The sequence below is a fragment of the Pseudomonas fulva NBRC 16637 = DSM 17717 genome, assembly GCF_000730565.1.
GTDB lineage: Bacteria > Pseudomonadota > Gammaproteobacteria > Pseudomonadales > Pseudomonadaceae > Aquipseudomonas > Aquipseudomonas fulva.
Window position 1 is genome coordinate 86,704 of the sequence record NZ_BBIQ01000014.1, and the last position, 16,382, is coordinate 103,085.

General features: G+C 61.9%; 10 protein-coding genes. 9 read left to right on the plus strand and 1 reads right to left on the minus strand.

The window, feature by feature from the left end:
* Window positions 1–114: 114 nt before the first annotated feature.
* Window positions 115–4,800 carry a dermonecrotic toxin domain-containing protein gene (locus PFU01S_RS15045; RefSeq protein WP_028687403.1) on the minus strand — a complete coding sequence of 1,562 codons (4,686 nt, stop codon included), beginning with the start codon at window positions 4,798–4,800 and terminating at the stop codon, window positions 115–117.
* 249 nt (window positions 4,801–5,049) lie between these two features.
* Here PFU01S_RS15045 and ihfB point away from each other — a divergent pair, with 249 nt between their 5' ends.
* From ihfB to PFU01S_RS15090, 9 genes are all read left to right on the plus strand, one after another.
* Complete coding sequence (gene ihfB, locus PFU01S_RS15050; RefSeq protein ID WP_023536263.1) at window positions 5,050–5,349, plus strand: integration host factor subunit beta; 300 nt, start codon at window positions 5,050–5,052, stop codon at window positions 5,347–5,349.
* Window positions 5,350–5,367: 18 nt separating this feature from the next.
* Entirely contained in the window at window positions 5,368–5,631 is a 264-nt protein-coding gene (locus PFU01S_RS15055; protein ID WP_023536255.1) for a lipopolysaccharide assembly protein LapA domain-containing protein, read from the plus strand.
* Between the two features lie 102 nt (window positions 5,632–5,733).
* A complete protein-coding gene (locus tag PFU01S_RS15060; protein ID WP_033736970.1) occupies window positions 5,734–7,167 on the plus strand; it encodes an MBL fold metallo-hydrolase RNA specificity domain-containing protein in 1,434 nt (477 codons plus the stop codon).
* A 314-nt stretch (window positions 7,168–7,481) separates the two neighbouring features.
* On the plus strand, window positions 7,482–8,924 hold the full coding sequence (locus tag PFU01S_RS15065) for a mannose-1-phosphate guanylyltransferase/mannose-6-phosphate isomerase (RefSeq protein WP_027914253.1): 1,443 nt from the start codon (window positions 7,482–7,484) through the stop codon (window positions 8,922–8,924).
* 127 nt (window positions 8,925–9,051) lie between these two features.
* On the plus strand, window positions 9,052–10,413 hold the full coding sequence (locus PFU01S_RS15070) for a phosphohexomutase domain-containing protein (protein ID WP_028687405.1): 1,362 nt from the start codon (window positions 9,052–9,054) through the stop codon (window positions 10,411–10,413).
* Between the two features lie 2 nt (window positions 10,414–10,415).
* Window positions 10,416–11,210, plus strand: coding sequence for an ABC transporter permease (locus PFU01S_RS15075; protein ID WP_027914255.1), 795 nt, complete (start codon window positions 10,416–10,418; stop codon window positions 11,208–11,210).
* Complete coding sequence (locus tag PFU01S_RS15080; RefSeq protein WP_023536279.1) at window positions 11,207–12,427, plus strand: ABC transporter ATP-binding protein; 1,221 nt, start codon at window positions 11,207–11,209, stop codon at window positions 12,425–12,427. Before PFU01S_RS15075 ends, PFU01S_RS15080 begins: the two co-directional genes overlap by 4 nt.
* Window positions 12,420–13,808 (plus strand): methyltransferase domain-containing protein, encoded by a 1,389-nt coding sequence (locus PFU01S_RS15085; RefSeq protein ID WP_027914256.1) that lies wholly within the window; start codon window positions 12,420–12,422, stop codon window positions 13,806–13,808. The genes PFU01S_RS15080 and PFU01S_RS15085 overlap by 8 nt, the downstream gene beginning before the upstream one ends.
* Window positions 13,808–16,333 (plus strand): glycosyltransferase family 4 protein, encoded by a 2,526-nt coding sequence (locus PFU01S_RS15090; protein WP_028687406.1) that lies wholly within the window; start codon window positions 13,808–13,810, stop codon window positions 16,331–16,333. The genes PFU01S_RS15085 and PFU01S_RS15090 overlap by 1 nt, the downstream gene beginning before the upstream one ends.
* The last annotated feature ends 49 nt before the right edge of the window (window positions 16,334–16,382 follow it).

The window sequence follows — 16,382 nt, forward strand, 5'->3', positions numbered from 1 at the left end:
AAAGATCCCTGGCTCAGCAGCATTGATCGACCTTTGAGCGACCTTGTCAGGGCGCCAAACCGGCTGCGCAAGAGCCTCAATCGCTCGCAGCCGTCAAGGCACCCCGGCGTCTGGTCAGTGGAAAGGAATCACCCCACGTGCCTGAGCATAGGTCAGGTTGCCTCGGTGAATCCGCAACTCCTCGCCCACGGCAGCGCTTCTGACCTGTTCCCTGTAACCCAGCTTGCGCTGCCGCCACAGTTTCAGATGACCTTTGCCGAACGCCGTCGGTGCGGCGGCCGCGTCATTGAAATGAAAGTGAGCGGCCCACAGGGGCTTGCCGCGCTCGCTGTCTGGCGCTTCGAGCACATCGATGCGGTACTCATCCAGATAACCCTCGGCCAGCGCCTGCCGCGGCCCTTGATAGGTCACCCGCACCAGCCCTTGCTTGTGCAAGTAGTGCAAGCCTTCTGCGCTGGGAAAGCGTGTGGTGCTGTGCAGCTTGACCAGCACCTCGCGTTTCCCGTCGCGCAAGGCCACCAAGGCATCGTCCAGGCGTTGCAGCAGTTCAGAGTCCGCTTCACTGTCGGCTAGCTGATCGCGCAGTGTCTGCACTTCCCCTATTTGTGCATCGAGCATCGACGTCAATGAATGGCTATCGATATCTTCTTCGACCAGCTTGCGCGCTTTGGCAAGTACGTTCTGATTCTGAGCAAGCATCCCTTCAGCCAGCGCTTGTTCCTGACGTTCGCTTTCCGGTGTGGGCGCCCTTGGAGGTGATACCTTGCCCACAGCAGGCAGTTGTTCGACCCATGTGCCACTTTCCCGGGTGAAGGTATGCAGTGCCGTCTGGCTGAAGGTCCCGCGAACTTGCAGCACAGGCTGCCCATCCACGATCGACTCCGAACCGATCACCGTCTGGCCGGCCGCTGTCTTGGCCACCTGCAACGCCTGCCGACGGTACACCGGACGGGTGGTGGAGTGTTGCTGGCCGACGGCCTGCTCGCGTAATGCGATGACCAGCGCGTCGCCGGCCATGGTCTTGAGCTCGACCATCTGTTGTCGATACGCCTCGAGGCGCTCGATATCCACGAGCTCGCTGCCCAGCTGGGCAATACGCTGACTGTTGAGAATGGCGGCCGAATATTCATCCCAGGCACTCTGCAGAATATCGATACGCTGAGCAGTCTGCAGGTCGGTGAACAGGGACAGATGGTGAGCATTAGCGGCCACCCGCAGGCGCTCCCCGGCAAGTGCAGCCCTGAATACCGCGTAGTGCGCATAGTCTTGCAAGGCCTCAAAACGCAGCGCCATCTCAACCAGGCCCATGGCCTGGAAGAACCGTATGTTTGGCGTGGTGGTGGTGCGCGCTTCGATGATCTGGGCGATGGTCCTGTCCGCTGCGTGAGTGCTCGGTACCGTCATGTCCAAATCGGTAACAGCAAGCAGCCGATCGAGCGCCGCCATGTATTCGATGATCAAAGGCTGGTCGATAATGATGCTTTCAAGCACTTCACGGTACTGGTCATACGCGGCTTGGCGCACCTCAGGTGGCGCGGCGTTGAGCGCCGTGGTCAGTCGGTCATACTCACTGAAGCGACCGGTATGCAACTGCTCTTCGATGATGAACTGCCCATAGCCAATCAAGTTGCGCCTGACATCTGCCAACGCCTGCCGCTGTTCTGGCGCATAGCTGGTGCTGGCCATGTAGCTACGGTCATCGAACAGGGCAACCATGTTGCGCTCGGCCTCAAGGTAGCTCTGGAAAATCCCTACAGCGGATTCGATACGCTGGCGGCGCAAGTTCTTTATCTGCGCCAGCAACTCCGTATGCCGTTTGGCAAACAGCCCGGTTGCCCGCTCGAACTGGGCATGCTGTTCAGGATCTTGCGGCGGCGGTTGCTTGAGTCGCTCATCCACTTTCAGCCATTGAGCGCGAGCGGCCTCGATGCGTGGGCGCAGGCCTTCATATTCAACGGCGCCTCTTTCCGCGTCGTCGAGGCTTTTTTCGACCGCCTGCTGCGCGGTTCGGATCCGACGGACCAACCGCTCGCGCAAGCGCTGCTGAGTGCTTGAACCGGGTCGGTCCCCGCCGCCGCGCAGTCGCGTATCGATACGCCACCCTTGTGGGTCGCGTCTGATCAGTGGCCCCTGGCTGCCATCCGGCCCGACGATGCGGGTAAGCCCATCGGCCGAGTCGACCGCATAAGCCTTTCCTTGCAGCCGCACATAGCGCCCATGCTCAAGCTCGTACAAGCCTTCCAGAGGCCCTTGCTTGATCACCGACACGCCGTCCAGGCTTACCGAGGCAGCCATGGCTTGCAATCGCGTGCGTTGAACCCCGGATAGCTCATTGAAACCCTGGGCGCCCCGCCATGCAAAATCGAGTTGTGTGGTCGCTTGCGCCTGCAGTGCCTCGACCGTGGACACACTGCCCGGCTCAGGCAATGGCAACGGATCGATATCGGCGCCCAGCCGGACCGATGCCGGATCGATACTCAGCCCAGTCTGCGCGCCGGCGTGCGGCGGCTCGGTTTTGGGAAGCTGCGCATGGATCAGCACCATCAGTGTGTTGTTCAGCAGATCCACCACAGCTTGAGTTCGATCCGTAGCGCTGCCTTCAAGCAGCAGTTTCAGGTCCTCGGCTACTGCAGTCATGCCGATGTACAGCAAGGCAATCGAAGAGATCGGCCCCGGTAGAGCGGGCGCGACCACGTTCAGCAACTGCCAGGCAAACGTCTTGATGGACTGCCAGCGTAACTCGCTGTTGCTCATGGCGCTGCGGTCGGCCAGTTCGAGCAGCATCGAGCGCTTGGCTTCGAACAGGTTCGCATCGATGTCATGGGTCCAGAACGTCAGCGCGAGTTCAACAGGGGCTGGCTTGTTCAGTGGCGCGTACGGATCGAACACCCAGTGGGGCAGATGGGGCTCTTTGAAGCCACCCTTGTCGTAAACGGCCCGGTGCGTTTGGTCGAGCCATGCCAGCACCTCTTCCTGCACGCGGCCGGGCTGGGCAATCTCCTGCATGAGGCCGTGCGGGTCCTTGAATTGTTTGAGCGCGCCCCTGTGCATCGGACAGTACAGCAACAGTGCGCCGCTATTGGCCACCTGGATGACGAAGAAACCGTGCGCCTTGTCGACCAACTGCGAGTCGGGCGAGCGCTTGAAGGCCAGGGGCGCGATGGTCAACGCCTTCTCATTGCTTGCGGGTAAACGGCAAAAGCTTGCCACCGCCGCATAGCTGCGTGAGTCGATATGCCCGGTACACAGCGCGAAGGCAGCATCGAGCATAAGGCCCAAGCGCCATTGCGCTGCAAAGGCGTTGAGGTGGCTGGCTTTGTACTGTTCATCCCCAAGCAAGCCATCGAGGTAGCGCGGATAGGTGCCGCCTATGTCTACAGTGGCAACCAACTGGCGCAGGTACTCGGGGTCAAGCCAGGAAGGGATCTGCCCATGGGTGCGATGGGCTACAGCGGCTACAGGGCTTGCGCCGGTTGCCTCAAGGCGACCGATGGCGTACTCGGTCAACGTCAGCGTCTTGCTTTCTATCAGCTGCGGGAAACCCAGCCCATGGCCGTCATTGGCGTAGGTATTGACGGTCAGTAACAGGTCATCCGCGTCGAAGGCGCCGTCTGCAGGGTGATCGGCCAGCATCCGTTCGCGTAGCTTGCGCCGCGCATAGGGTTGCAGATCATCCGGTTCTGCAGGGGGCTGGGCATTTGCCTGGGAGGCCTGCAACACGCAAACATCGATCAGCGCCTGGAGATAGCGGCTCTGACTGTTGAAGTCGGCGTTCAACAATTTCTCAGGCAGATCGATGGCCAGCTTTTGAGTGGGCAGATCGGCCCTCTGGGCGAAGAACTGCGAGGGGTCGACCACGGCCTGGTAGGCAGACGCCAACTCATCCACCGTGTTCAGATCGCTCAACCGTACACGATTCAACCGCGACAGCAGGATTTCAAGCAATACGCCGGACAACAAGGCAAACGCGTTACCGTCAGCTTCGTAGAGCGCCCACGAAAAACCGTCATCGGTCGCTGTCGGCCGGTACTGCGTCTGCAAGTAGGTGCCAAAGTCCTCCAGCGAGGTGAAACCTTTCACATCCCCTGCAGACGTGCACCAGAGTGTCACGTTGGCCACTTCGCTACTGGCGTTCACCAGCAGCCCAGGCAGCAGTTCACGGGTGCTGTCTTCGCCCAGGCGCCAATGCATGCGTACGGTATGCACGGCAAAACCCTCGGTTCTTTCGAGCAGCAGATCCTGCAGGCATCGCTGCTCATCAGCGGTCAACGCCTGATCGGCCAACCCACTCAGAAGCCCAGCGCGAAGCACCTGTTGAACCCAGGTATCGTGATCGTTGCCGTTGCCTGCATTCCAGTAGTCGATCTGAGCCTGTGCAAAGCACGCATGAAGGGTCGGCAGAAACGCATTGAATGCGTCGTTAAGCGTGCCGGGGTCGACAAGGTCATCATCGGCTGTTTCGAACGCATCGGGGATGGCAAAAAAGCGAAGCGGTGGTTTGAGGCTGAAGCGGTCCTGGCGGGAAAAATCCACCGGTGCGCCATCAAGAAAGCGTTGCAGCACAACCTCGACAAGCGGGGTAACTGTCCAGTAGCCGTCCACGTGCCAGCGAAGAAATTTCAGCGGTTCGGCCGTTTTCATGTCGGGGCGGTGAACGGCCACCTTGGGGTAATGCGCGATGATCAGGTTCATCAGTTGCTCGCCTACCACTTGGCGCAGGGTAGGGCGGTTGCCAAAGCGCATGGCGATGGCACGATTGAGGTCATGTGGTGCAGGTGGATGGGGGTGGGAAGAGGGCATGCTTGGAGCTCCTTGTGGGTTGTAACCACAATGTTCCAAGCGTGCCAAGGCACCCGGTGCTATCTATGTGCTGCACATCGGTCAAGGCCTTTGGCTGCGCCCAGGCACGGCGCCGTGCTGTCTGCACTTGCCCGCCAGCCTGGACCAACATTCTTCGAATAAGTCAAGAACCGACCTGTTCAAATCCCTCGCACCGTGCTACAAACTGGTTAAGCAATGATCTAGCTGCTTGATAACGAAGGGAAAATCATGACGAAGTCGGAGCTGATCGAACGTATTGTCACCCATCAAGGGCTACTCTCGTCCAAGGACGTAGAGCTGGCCATCAAGACCATGCTTGAACAGATGTCACAATGCCTTGCTACCGGTGATCGCATCGAGATCCGCGGTTTTGGCAGCTTCTCGCTGCATTATCGGGCACCACGGGTAGGTCGTAACCCCAAGACCGGCCAGTCGGTCAGCCTCGAAGGCAAGTTCGTTCCGCACTTCAAACCCGGCAAGGAATTGCGTGATCGGGTCAATGAAGAAGAAGACGAGGCTCACACCTGATTTCCTAGGAGCAACCCAATGCGTAACCTCAAGCGTGCACTGGCAGCTGTCTTCGTTCTGCTGCTGGCGGCTGTAGTGCTGTTCTTCGTGCTGGAAAACCAGCAGACCGTAGCCTTGACCTTGTTTGGCTGGGTTGCGCCACAGGTGCCCGTGGCAGTGGTAGTGCTGGCAGCGCTGATCATTGGCCTGGCCGTTGGGCCTTTGCTGGGCGCCTACGGCGTGCAGCGCAGCAAGCGCAAAATCCGTGCTTCGGCTCGCGAAGCGGCGCTGAGCGGCAAATAAAGATTTTTCTTAGGTTGCTTTAGGAAATGCCTGCCTATTAAAGCAACAGTCACCATGGACTAATTGCTCACTTCGTTTTAGCCCCCGGCGAGAGTGCGCAGCATGGATTACCCCGGCCTAACCCACCACGGCGCGGTACGCGGCGTGACGGGTTCCTGCCATCAGCTTCATTTAGGCCCTGGCGTCAGCCTGCTGGTCGACTGCGGTGCCGAGCAGGGCGCCGATGCCACACCGGGCGCGCAGGGCAACGCGCTCGGGTTCGACATCACTGGCATCCAGGCCCTGATCGTCACGCACGTGCACCTGGACCACGTAGGCCGCATTCCGGCATTGCTGGCCCAGGGATACCGCGGCCCCATCCTCTGTAGCGAGCCCTCCGCCAGGTTATTGCCCCTGGTGCTCGAAGACGCCTTCAAGCTCGGCATCGACAGCACACCTGCCCAAGTGGCCCGCTACATCGCCCTAGTACAAAACCTGATCGTGCCCCTGCCTTTCGGGCACTCGCATACCGTGGTTCAGCACCCGCAGGTGGCATGCGCCATCCGCCTGCAGCGTGCGGGTCACCTCTTGGGTTCAGCCTACGTCGAATGCGACATCCAGCACGGGCCAAACAGCACGCGCTATGTATTTTCAGGTGACCTGGGCCCGGGCAACGACCCCTTGCTGCGCCCCTTGCAGCCCCCGGAGCACGCCGATGTGCTGGTGCTGGAAAGCACCTATGGCGACCGCCTTCACCCACCCACTGGTGATCGCATCCAGCGACTGGAAGCGGCCATTGACCGCGCACTGGCCGATCACGGCACCTTGCTGATCCCGGCCTTCAGCCTGGGGCGCACCCAGGTACTGCTCCATGACCTCGAAGAGGTCCTGCACCGCAAGGCCTTGCTGGGCAGGACAGGCCCCTCGCCACAAGGCGAGCCCGTGGAGTGGTCGCAGCTGCCGATCATTCTCGATTCGCCCCTGGCCCAGCGCATCACCCAGGCCTACCGCGACCTGCACCCTTATTGGAACGAGCAGGCCAGGGCGCGCCTGGCAAATGGCCGCGACCCGCTCGCGTTCGGCCAACTGATCAGCGTAGACACCCACGCCCGTCACCAGCAGGTGGTCAACTACCTAAAAAGCACCGGCAGGCCCGCCATCGTCATTGCAGGCAACGGCATGTGCTCGGGCGGGCGCATCGTCAATTACCTCAAGGCTATGCTGGGCGACCCCAGGCATGAAGTGATGTTCGTAGGCCATCAGGCCAAGGGCACTCCCGGTGCGGTGATCCAGGCCAGCGAACGGGGGCAGGGCCTGGGCCAGGTGGACCTGGAGGGGCAGTACTACAGCATCTGGGCCAAAGTGCTGACCCTCGGTGGCTATTCAGGCCACGCCGACCAGGCCGGCCTGGTCGCCTTCGCCACCAGCAGCGAGCGTGCCCCGGCGCGCATTGTGCTGGTGCATGGCCGGGCCGGTGCGAAAACGGCGCTGGCACAGGCGCTGCAGCGGCGCACGCAGGCGCTTGGCTGGCCAACCCAGGTGGAAATCGCAAGATAATGCGAGCGATTCACGGAACGATGGGCGCCGACGTTGTCTGATACACACCACGGCTCACCACCCCCTCGCGCGACCTGCCCGAGGCGATCACCAGGTAGGGCATGTCGGCCACGCTGGCCGCAGCCTGCGCGCAAGCTACAAAGCGTATTCTCTGGTATTCTTCGCCGTGATGCTTGCGTCTCGAGCCTATGGATAGCCAGAGATTACTCACGCTAGGCGCGTAACTTAGCGGCGTTGCGTTGTGCGCGACGACGATCAGAAATAAGACTCATGCTGGCCAATTGAACCATCAACTGGCTGTTAAGGATCCGAATATGGAATTGATCCCGGTTATTCTTTCCGGTGGCGTTGGCAGCCGTTTGTGGCCTGTTTCTCGTGAGGCTCACCCCAAGCCGTTCATGACCCTGCCCGACGGGCAAAACCTGATTCAGAAGACGTTCCTGCGCGCCTCCAAACTGGACGGCGTTGCAGAAGTTCTGACCGTCACCAACCGTGAACTGCTGTTCAAGACCGAAGACGAATACCGCGCCATCAATACCCAGGGCCACCCCCAGGGCTATATTCTCGAACCGTTCGGTCGCAACACCGCCGCCGCCGTGGCCGCTGCCGCCCTGCAACTCCAGCAGGTGCATGGCCCGCAGGCCTACATGCTGGTGCTGGCTGCCGACCACCTGATCCAGGACGAAGCGGCGTTCTCCCAAGCCGTCAACCGCGCGGTGCACCTGGCCGAGCAAGGCTGGCTGGTCACCTTCGGCATCAAGCCCCAGTACCCCGAAACCGGCTTCGGCTACATCGAAGCGGCCGCCGATGGCGCGCTGGACGGTGGCCTCAAGGTCGCGCGCTTCGTCGAGAAGCCCGATGCCGCCACCGCCGAAGCCTATGTAGCCGCCGGCAACTATTTCTGGAACGCCGGCATGTTCTGCTTCCAGGTCGGCACCGTCATCGAGCAGTTCCAGGAACACGCCCCGGACGTGCTGCACGCCGTGGCCCAGACGCTGGAGGCCTCGCGCCACACCACCGCCAAGGGCTACAGCTGCATGGCGCTCGACCCCGACACATTCGCCAATGTGCCTGACATCTCCATCGATTACGCCCTGATGGAGCGCTCACGCAAGGTCGCGACCATTCCCTGCGACATCGGCTGGAGCGACATCGGGTCGTGGAACGCCGTCAGCGAACTGACCGCCCCGGACGAATCGGGCAACCGCTTCGAAGGCGAAGTGCTGGCCCATGCATCGAGCAACAACTACGTCACCACCGAAGACCGCCTGGCGGCCTTGGTTGGCGTGCAGGACCTGCTGGTGGTCGACACCCCCGACGCCCTGCTGATCGCCCACAAGGACCACGCCCAGGACGTCAAGCACATCGTCAAGCGCCTGAAAAGCGATGGCCACTCGGCGCACCTGCTGCACCGCACCGTGCATCGCCCCTGGGGCACCTACACCACCCTGGAAGACGGCGAGCGCTTCAAGATCAAGCGCATCGTGGTCAAGCCCAAGGCATCCCTGTCCCTGCAGATGCACCATCACCGCAGCGAGCACTGGATCGTGGTCAGCGGCATGGCCGTGGTGGTCAACGATGACAAGGAGCTGATGCTCAACACCAACGAATCCACGTTCATCCGCGCCGGTCACAAGCACCGCTTGCAGAACCCGGGCGTGATCGACCTGGTGCTTATCGAAGTTCAAAGCGGCGACTACCTCGGCGAAGACGACATCGTGCGTTTCGAGGACAATTACGGTCGTTGCGACGCCTGAGTCCAGGCTTTCCCGTCGGCCCGTCGTGCCTGGCCAGGCACCGGGCCGGTCTTCGGTCGCCCACCGTGGCCGGCTATCCCTGTTCAGACTGTCGGCGCCCCTGGCGCCACCGCATTGAGTGAGACGTATGTACCCACCCATCCAGACCCGTTGTTTCAAAGCCTACGATATCCGCGGCCAAGTGCCTGCCGACCTCAACGATGACGTGGCCTACCGCATTGGCCGCGCCCTGGTGGCCGAGCTGGGCGGGCGCACCTACGTGGTGGGCCGTGACATGCGCCTGGAAAGCCCCGGTTTGTCGCTGGCGCTGATCAAAGGCCTGACCGAAGGCGGCGCCGATGTGATCGACATCGGCCTGTGCGGTACTGAAGAAGTGTACTTTGCCACCAGCCATCACCAGGCCGACGGCGGCGTGATGATCACCGCCAGCCATAACCCCAAGGGTTACAACGGCATGAAGCTGGTGCGCGAGCAGTCCCGCCCGATCAGCGGCGACACGGGCCTGAACGACATCCGCCAGCGCGTCGAAGCTGGTAGCCTGGGTGAGCCTGCCGCCAAGCCCGGCCAGGTGCGCGAGGTGTTCGACAAGACCGCCTACATCGACCACCTGCTCACCTACGTCAACCTCGACACCCTCAAGCCGCTCAAGGTGCTGGCCGACCCCGGTAACGGCGCTGTGGGCCCGGTGATCGAGCTGCTCAAGGCACGCCTGCCCCTGGACATCACCCTGATCAACGGCGAACCGGACGGCAACTTCCCCAACGGCATTCCCAACCCGCTGCTGCCGGAAAACCGCGACCTGACCCGCCAGGCCGTGCTCGACACCGGCGCCGACATGGGCATCGCCTTCGACGGCGACTTCGACCGCTGCTTCTTCTTCGACAACCAGGGCCGCTTCATCGAAGGCTACTACGTGGTCGGCCTGCTGGCCGAGATGCTGCTGGCCAAGCACCCTGGCAGCAAGATCATCCACGACCCACGCCTGACCTGGAACACCATCGAACAGGTGGAAGCAGCCGGCGGCGTGGCCATCCAGAGCAAGACTGGCCATGCCTTCATCAAGGAGCGCATGCGCGCCGAAGACGCCGTATACGGCGGCGAAATGAGCGCCCACCACTACTTCCGCGACTTTGCCTACTGCGACAGCGGCAACATCCCGTGGCTGCTGGTGGCCGAGCTGATGAGCGTGACCGGCAAGACCCTGGCCCAGCTGGTGGACGAGCGTATCTCCAAGTTCCCGTGCAGCGGCGAGATCAACTACGAAGTGGCCGATGTGAAAGGCACCATCGACAAGATCCTGAACCACTACTTGCCGCAAAACCCCAGCGTCGACCGCACCGACGGCATCAGCGTGGCCTTCGCCGACTGGCGTTTCAGCCTGCGCGGCTCCAACACCGAGCCCCTGCTGCGCCTGAACGTGGAAAGCCGTGGTGATGAAGCGCTGGTGGCGCAGCACGTCGCGCAAATCGCCCGTTTGATTCAAGGATAACTATGTTAGGCATGTTTCGGGGCGTCTGGGATTACCGGGGCTTCATCCTCACCTCCATCAAGAACGAGTTCATCTCGCGCTTTGCCCGCAGCAAGCTAGGCGGCCTGTGGATGATCATCCACCCCCTGGCCCAGGTGGCCATCTACGCGTTGATCCTGTCCAACGTGCTGGGCGCGCGCCTGCCCGGCATCGACAACAAGTACGCCTACGCGCTGTACCTGATTGCCGGCATCCTGGCCTGGAACCTGTTCGCGGAAATCGTCGGGCGCTGCCTGACGGTGTTCATCGAACAGGGCAACCTGATGAAGAAGATGCGCTTTCCGCGCATTGCGCTGCCGGTGATCGTGGTGGGGTCGTGCCTGCTCAACAACCTGTTGCTGTTCATCGCCGCCATGATCATCTTCGCCTTGCTGGGCCATGCGCCCAACGCGCAGATGCTGTGGCTGCTGCCCCTGACCCTGGTGGTGGTGGCCTTCGCCGTCGGCCTGGGCCTGGTGCTGGGTGTGCTGAACGTGTTCTTGCGTGACATTGGTCAGGTGGTGCCGATCATCATGCAGGTATGGTTCTGGTTCACGCCGATCGTGTACTCGGTCAACATCGTGCCCGACTACCTCAAGGGCACCCTGGACATCAACCCGATGTATGCCATCGTTACCGGCTATCACAACGCGCTGGTCTACAAGCTTGCGCCGAACATCGCCGAACTGGGCGTCACGGTCGCCATTGCCCTGGGCCTGATGGTACTGGGGCTGTTCCTGTTCCGCAGGGCTTCTGCCGAAATGGTGGACTCGCTATGACACTTCTGTCCGTCAGCAACGTAGGCAAGGCCTACCGCAGCTACCGCTCCGAATGGCAGCGCATCGCGCGCTGGTGCTACTTGCCGGTCAAGGCCAGCAGCGAGCATTGGGTGCTCAAGCACATCAGCTTCAACATCGAGGCCGGTGAAGCCATCGGCCTGGTGGGGCAGAACGGCGCGGGCAAGTCCACGCTGCTGAAAATGATCACCGGCACCCTGCAACCCAGCGAAGGCACCGTGCGCGTCAACGGCCGCATCGCCGCCATCCTCGAGCTGGGCATGGGCTTCAACGCCGAGTTGAGCGGGCGTCAGAATGCCTACCACGCCGCCGGCCTGATGGGCTTTACCACCGACCAGATCGACGGCGTGATCGACGACATCGAGGCGTTCGCCGAAATTGGCGAGTACTTCGACCAGACCGTGCGCACCTATTCCAGCGGTATGCAGATGCGTGTGGCCTTTGCCGTCGCCACGGCATTCCGCCCCGAAATCCTGATCATCGACGAAGCCTTGTCGGTGGGTGACAGCTACTTCCAGCACAAGAGCTTTGGCCGCATCAAGGAATTCCAGCAGGCTGGCACCACGCTGCTGATCGTGTCCCACGACCGCGCCGCCATTCAGGCCCTGTGCAACCGGGCGATCCTGCTGGACGGCGGCACCGTCATCAAGGACGGGCCACCTGAAGAGGTGATGGATTACTACAACGCCCTGATCGCCCAGAAAGAAAACGCCACCGTCGAAGTGCAAACCCTCGAGAACGGTGCAGTGCAAACCCGCTCGGGCAGTGGCAAGGCCAGCATCGCAGGTGTCTCGCTGCTCAACGCCCAGGGCGCTGCCGCCGAATACGTGACCGTGGGCGAGGACGTCTGCCTGACCGTGGACGTGGCCATCAACGCCCCGTTGCCCGAACTGGTGGTGGGCTATGTGATCAAGGACCGCCTGGGGCAGGACGTATACGGCACCAACACCCACCACCTGGGGTGTGCCCGCAAGGACCTCGCCCAGGGCACGCAGCTGTCGTACCGTTTCCGCTTCCCCGCCAACCTGGGCGTGGGTTCTTATTCCGTCGCCGTCGCGCTGCATGCGGCCGATGCCCACGTGGTGGACAACTACGAGTGGCGCGACCTGGCCTTGGTGTTCAACGTCGTCAACGTTTCGGAAAGTACGTTCGTAGGCCTTGCCTGGATACCTCCGACCGTGGAGTGCAGTAATGGATAGTCGATTCTACCGGGCGTTCGAAGACCGCCATCGCGGCTCCCGCGCGCTGATCGCCAGCCGCCTCGAAGTCTACCTGCCGTTTCTGGCGCCGCTCAAAGACCTGTACCCCCAGGCGGGCGTGCTGGACGTAGGCTGCGGCCGTGGCGAGTGGCTGGAAATGCTGATTCGTGAAGGCTATGACGCCAGCGGTGTGGACCTGGACGAAGGCATGCTCGAAGCCTGCCGCGAACTGGGCCTGCCGGTGCGCACCGACGATGCGCTCAACGCGCTGCGCCAGTTGCCCGATGCCAGCCTGATCGCCGTCAGCGGCTTTCATATCGCCGAGCACATTCCCTTTACCGTGCTGGAAGAAATGGTTGGCGAAGCCATGCGGGTGCTGCAACCCGGCGGCTTGCTGATCCTGGAAACGCCCAACGCTGAAAACGTGGTGGTCGGCACCAACAATTTCTTCGTCGACCCCACCCATGACCGCCCGATCCCCAGCCTGCTGCTGTCGTTCTTGACCGAGTTCAAGGGCTTTGCCCGCTCCAAGGTCCTGCGCCTGCAAGAAGCGCCGGACCTGCGCGAGCCGGAGCGCAAGCTTGGCGTGATGGACGTGTTGGCCGGCACCAGCCCGGATTACGCCGTGGTGGCGCAGAAGCAGGCACCGGCCGAAATACTGGCCGCGTTCGACGCACCGTTCGAGCAGGTGTATGGCGTAGCGCTGGACGAATTGGCCTCGCGTTATGACCAGGCCCTGGAGGGCCGGTTGAATACCCTAGAGAATCAGATGGCAACCGAAGTACATGACCTGCTCGGCTCCCTGAAAGCCGAACAAGCCGAGCGCGTGCAATTGCTCGAGGCAGGGTTTGCGCAAGAGCGCGAGCGCTTGCAAGCCCAACTGGACAACGAGCGCGAGCATGCCCAGCACGCACTGGCCCAGGCACGCGAGCAGGCCGAACGGCTGCAACTCGAGATGAACACCTCGCTGAGCAACGCCCACCACTGGTACCTGCGCGCCACCGCGCTCGAACAGCAGTTGACAACATTCCAGAGCAGCACCGTGTGGCGCGCGACCACGCCCGTGCGCAAGCTGGGCCACCTGGTCAAGCACCCTCGCAGCGCCGCAACTACCGCCAAGCACACCCTGCGCCGTGTCGCGCCCCATGCACGGCTGTGGCTGGCGCGTCGCCCTGCCGTCGAGCGCAAGGTCAGGGCCCTGGTTCAACGCAGCCCCTGGCTTACTGGCGTGTTGCGTGACCTGTTGAAGGTGCCAGCGCCTGCAGTGCCTGTAGAGGCCAACGACCCACAGCACGGTTTGATCGACCATGCTCCATTGACCCCACGGGGGCGCCAGATCGAAAGCGCGCTCCGTGCTGCCGTGACGAAGGGCCAGAAGTAATGCGTATCGTAATTGACATGCAGGGCGCGCAGACCGAAAGCCGTTTCAGAGGGATTGGTCGGTACAGCATGGCGTTTGCCCAGAGCATCGTGCGCAACCGCGGCGAACACGAAGTCTATCTTGTGCTCAACGGCATGCTGCACGAGAGCATCGAGCCCATCCGCACCGCGTTCATCGGTTTGTTGCCGCAGAGCCATATTCGCGTGTGGTACGCCGAAGGCCCCGTCGCCGACAGCCACCCGAACAACCTGGCGCGTCGCCAGACGGCCGAACACATGCGCCAAGCCTGCATCGACGCGCTCGAGCCGGACGTGATCCACGTGACCAGCTCGGTGGAAGGCTACATCGATGACGCGGTGATCGGCAGTGCCACGCTGCACCATGATGCGCTGGTCAGCGCCACGCTCTATGACCTGATCCCGCTGGTAAGCCCCAAGCAGTACCTCGACGGCAACCCGGCCTACAAAAGCCACTACCTGGCCAAGGTCGGCGCATTCCAGCAGTACGATCTGCTGCTGTCGATCTCGGACTTCGCGCGTCAGGAAGCACTCTCCCTGCTGCCGCTGGATGAGGCGAAAGTCGTCAACGTATCCACCGCTGCCGATGACGTGTTCTACCCGGTCACGCTCGCCCACGAAGAGCGTCTGGCGCTGCTTGAGAAATTCGGCCTGCGCGAACCGTTCGTGCTGTACACCGGTGGCGCCGACGAGCGCAAGAACCTGCCTCGCCTGATCGAGGCCTTCGCAGCCGTCAAACCCAAGCTGGGTGAGACCCAACTGGTATTCGCCGGCAAGATGCCGCAATACCACGTGGACCTGTACCGTCAGCATGCCCGTGACCAGGGGCTGGCCCCGGACGACCTGGCATTCACCGGTTTCGTCAGCGATGCCGAGCTGCGCAGCCTGTACAGCATCTGCGAGCTCTACGTATTCCCGTCCTGGCACGAAGGCTTCGGGCTGCCGCCGCTGGAGGCCATGAAATGTGGCGCGCCCGTGATCGGTGCCAACGCCTCCAGCGTACCGGAGGTCATTGGCTGGGATGAGGCAACCTTCGACCCACACGATCCAGCGGCGATTGCCAGCAAGCTCGAGCAAGCCCTGCTGGACGACGCCTTCCGCAAGGCCCTGGCCGTTCACGGGGCAGACCGCGCCGAGCATTTCTCGTGGGACCGTACAGGGCAGGCCGCCCTCGAGGCCTTCGAACACGCCTTGGCCCAGCGCCAGGCCGACCAGGCGCACATCGAGCAGCCGCGTGACCACCTGCAGCAGTTGATCGAAACCCTCAGTGCCAGTGCGCCGCTGCAAAACGGTGAGGTCAGCGTCGAGCGCCTGGCCAAGGCCGTTGATTACTCCGTGCAACCGCCTACGGATGTACCCAGCCTGTTCGTCGACATTTCGGAGCTGTGCAAGCACGACGGCAAGAGCGGCATCCAGCGCGTGGTGCGCAGCATTCTGCTGGAATGGCTGGTCAATCCGCCTTCGACCTACAAAGTCGTACCGGTGTACACCACGCCTGCTGAGCCGTACTACCGTGAAGCGTCGGCGTTCACCGCCAAATTCCTGGGCCAGGAGCCGAACGAAGCGTTGCAGGACGAAGTCATCAGCTACCGTGCTGGCGACGTGTACCTGGGCCTGGACCTGTTGATGGATGTGCTGCCGCACAAGAAGGCCTACTTCAACGCCATGCGTGACCACGGCGTCAGCATCCTGTTCGTGGTCTACGACTTGCTGATCCTGCAACTGCCGCACTGTTTCGTCGAAAGCCTGCACGAACACTATGCGAAATGGATACGGACGGTGGCTGAATACGACGGCGCCATCTGCATTTCCCAAGCCGTGGCTGATGAGCTCAATGACTGGTACCTGGAGCACATGCCTGCACGCAAGCGCCCGTTCCACATTGGCGCCTTCCACTTGGGCGCCGACCTTGACCAGTCCGTGCCATCGCTGGGCTTCCCGGAAGACCCGGCCATGCGCCTGGAAGCGCTGGAAGACAACCCTACCTTCCTGATGGTAGGTACGCTGGAACCCCGTAAAGGGCATGCACAAACGCTAGAGGCGTTTGAACAGCTATGGGCCGATGGGGTACAAGCCAATCTCGTGATAGTGGGCAAGCATGGCTGGCTGGTCGATGAACTGGCGCGCAAGCTCGAGAACCACGCCGAGCGCGGCAAGCGGCTGTTGTGGCTCTCCGGTGCCAGCGACGAATACCTGGAGCACCTGTACCAGGAGTCCGACTGCCTGGTGGCCGGCTCCTACGGTGAAGGCTTCGGCTTGCCGCTGATCGAGGCCGCGCAGCACAAACTGCCAATCATCGCCCGCGACCTTGCGGTATTCAGGGAAGTGGCCGGTGATCATGCCTGGTACTTCGAAGGCACGCACACAGAAGAAATTGCCGAGAAGATCAAGCAATGGCTGGGGTTGTTCGAAAAGGGCGAACACCCTCAATCCACCGAAATGCCATGGTTGACATGGAAAGCCAGCGCACAACAGCTGGTGGCTGCAATCGATAAGTGCGCGTTCTAACGCGCCTATAAAACACACACTGGGGCGTTTGCAATGAGTTCAAGGTTGG

Bases quoted from the DNA above. Each gene is read 5' to 3' on its own strand.
- PFU01S_RS15075 (WP_027914255.1), top strand. From the start codon at position 10,416: ATGTTAGGCATGTTTCGGGGCGTCTGGGATTACCGGGGCTTCATCCTC.
- ihfB (WP_023536263.1), top strand. From the start codon at position 5,050: ATGACGAAGTCGGAGCTGATCGAACGTATTGTCACCCATCAAGGGCTA.
- PFU01S_RS15080 (WP_023536279.1), top strand. From the start codon at position 11,207: ATGACACTTCTGTCCGTCAGCAACGTAGGCAAGGCCTACCGCAGCTAC.
- PFU01S_RS15045 (WP_028687403.1), bottom strand. From the start codon at position 4,800: ATGCCCTCTTCCCACCCCCATCCACCTGCACCACATGACCTCAATCGT.
- PFU01S_RS15090 (WP_028687406.1), top strand. From the start codon at position 13,808: ATGCGTATCGTAATTGACATGCAGGGCGCGCAGACCGAAAGCCGTTTC.
- PFU01S_RS15085 (WP_027914256.1), top strand. From the start codon at position 12,420: ATGGATAGTCGATTCTACCGGGCGTTCGAAGACCGCCATCGCGGCTCC.
- PFU01S_RS15070 (WP_028687405.1), top strand. From the start codon at position 9,052: ATGTACCCACCCATCCAGACCCGTTGTTTCAAAGCCTACGATATCCGC.
- PFU01S_RS15060 (WP_033736970.1), top strand. From the start codon at position 5,734: ATGGATTACCCCGGCCTAACCCACCACGGCGCGGTACGCGGCGTGACG.
- PFU01S_RS15065 (WP_027914253.1), top strand. From the start codon at position 7,482: ATGGAATTGATCCCGGTTATTCTTTCCGGTGGCGTTGGCAGCCGTTTG.
- PFU01S_RS15055 (WP_023536255.1), top strand. From the start codon at position 5,368: ATGCGTAACCTCAAGCGTGCACTGGCAGCTGTCTTCGTTCTGCTGCTG.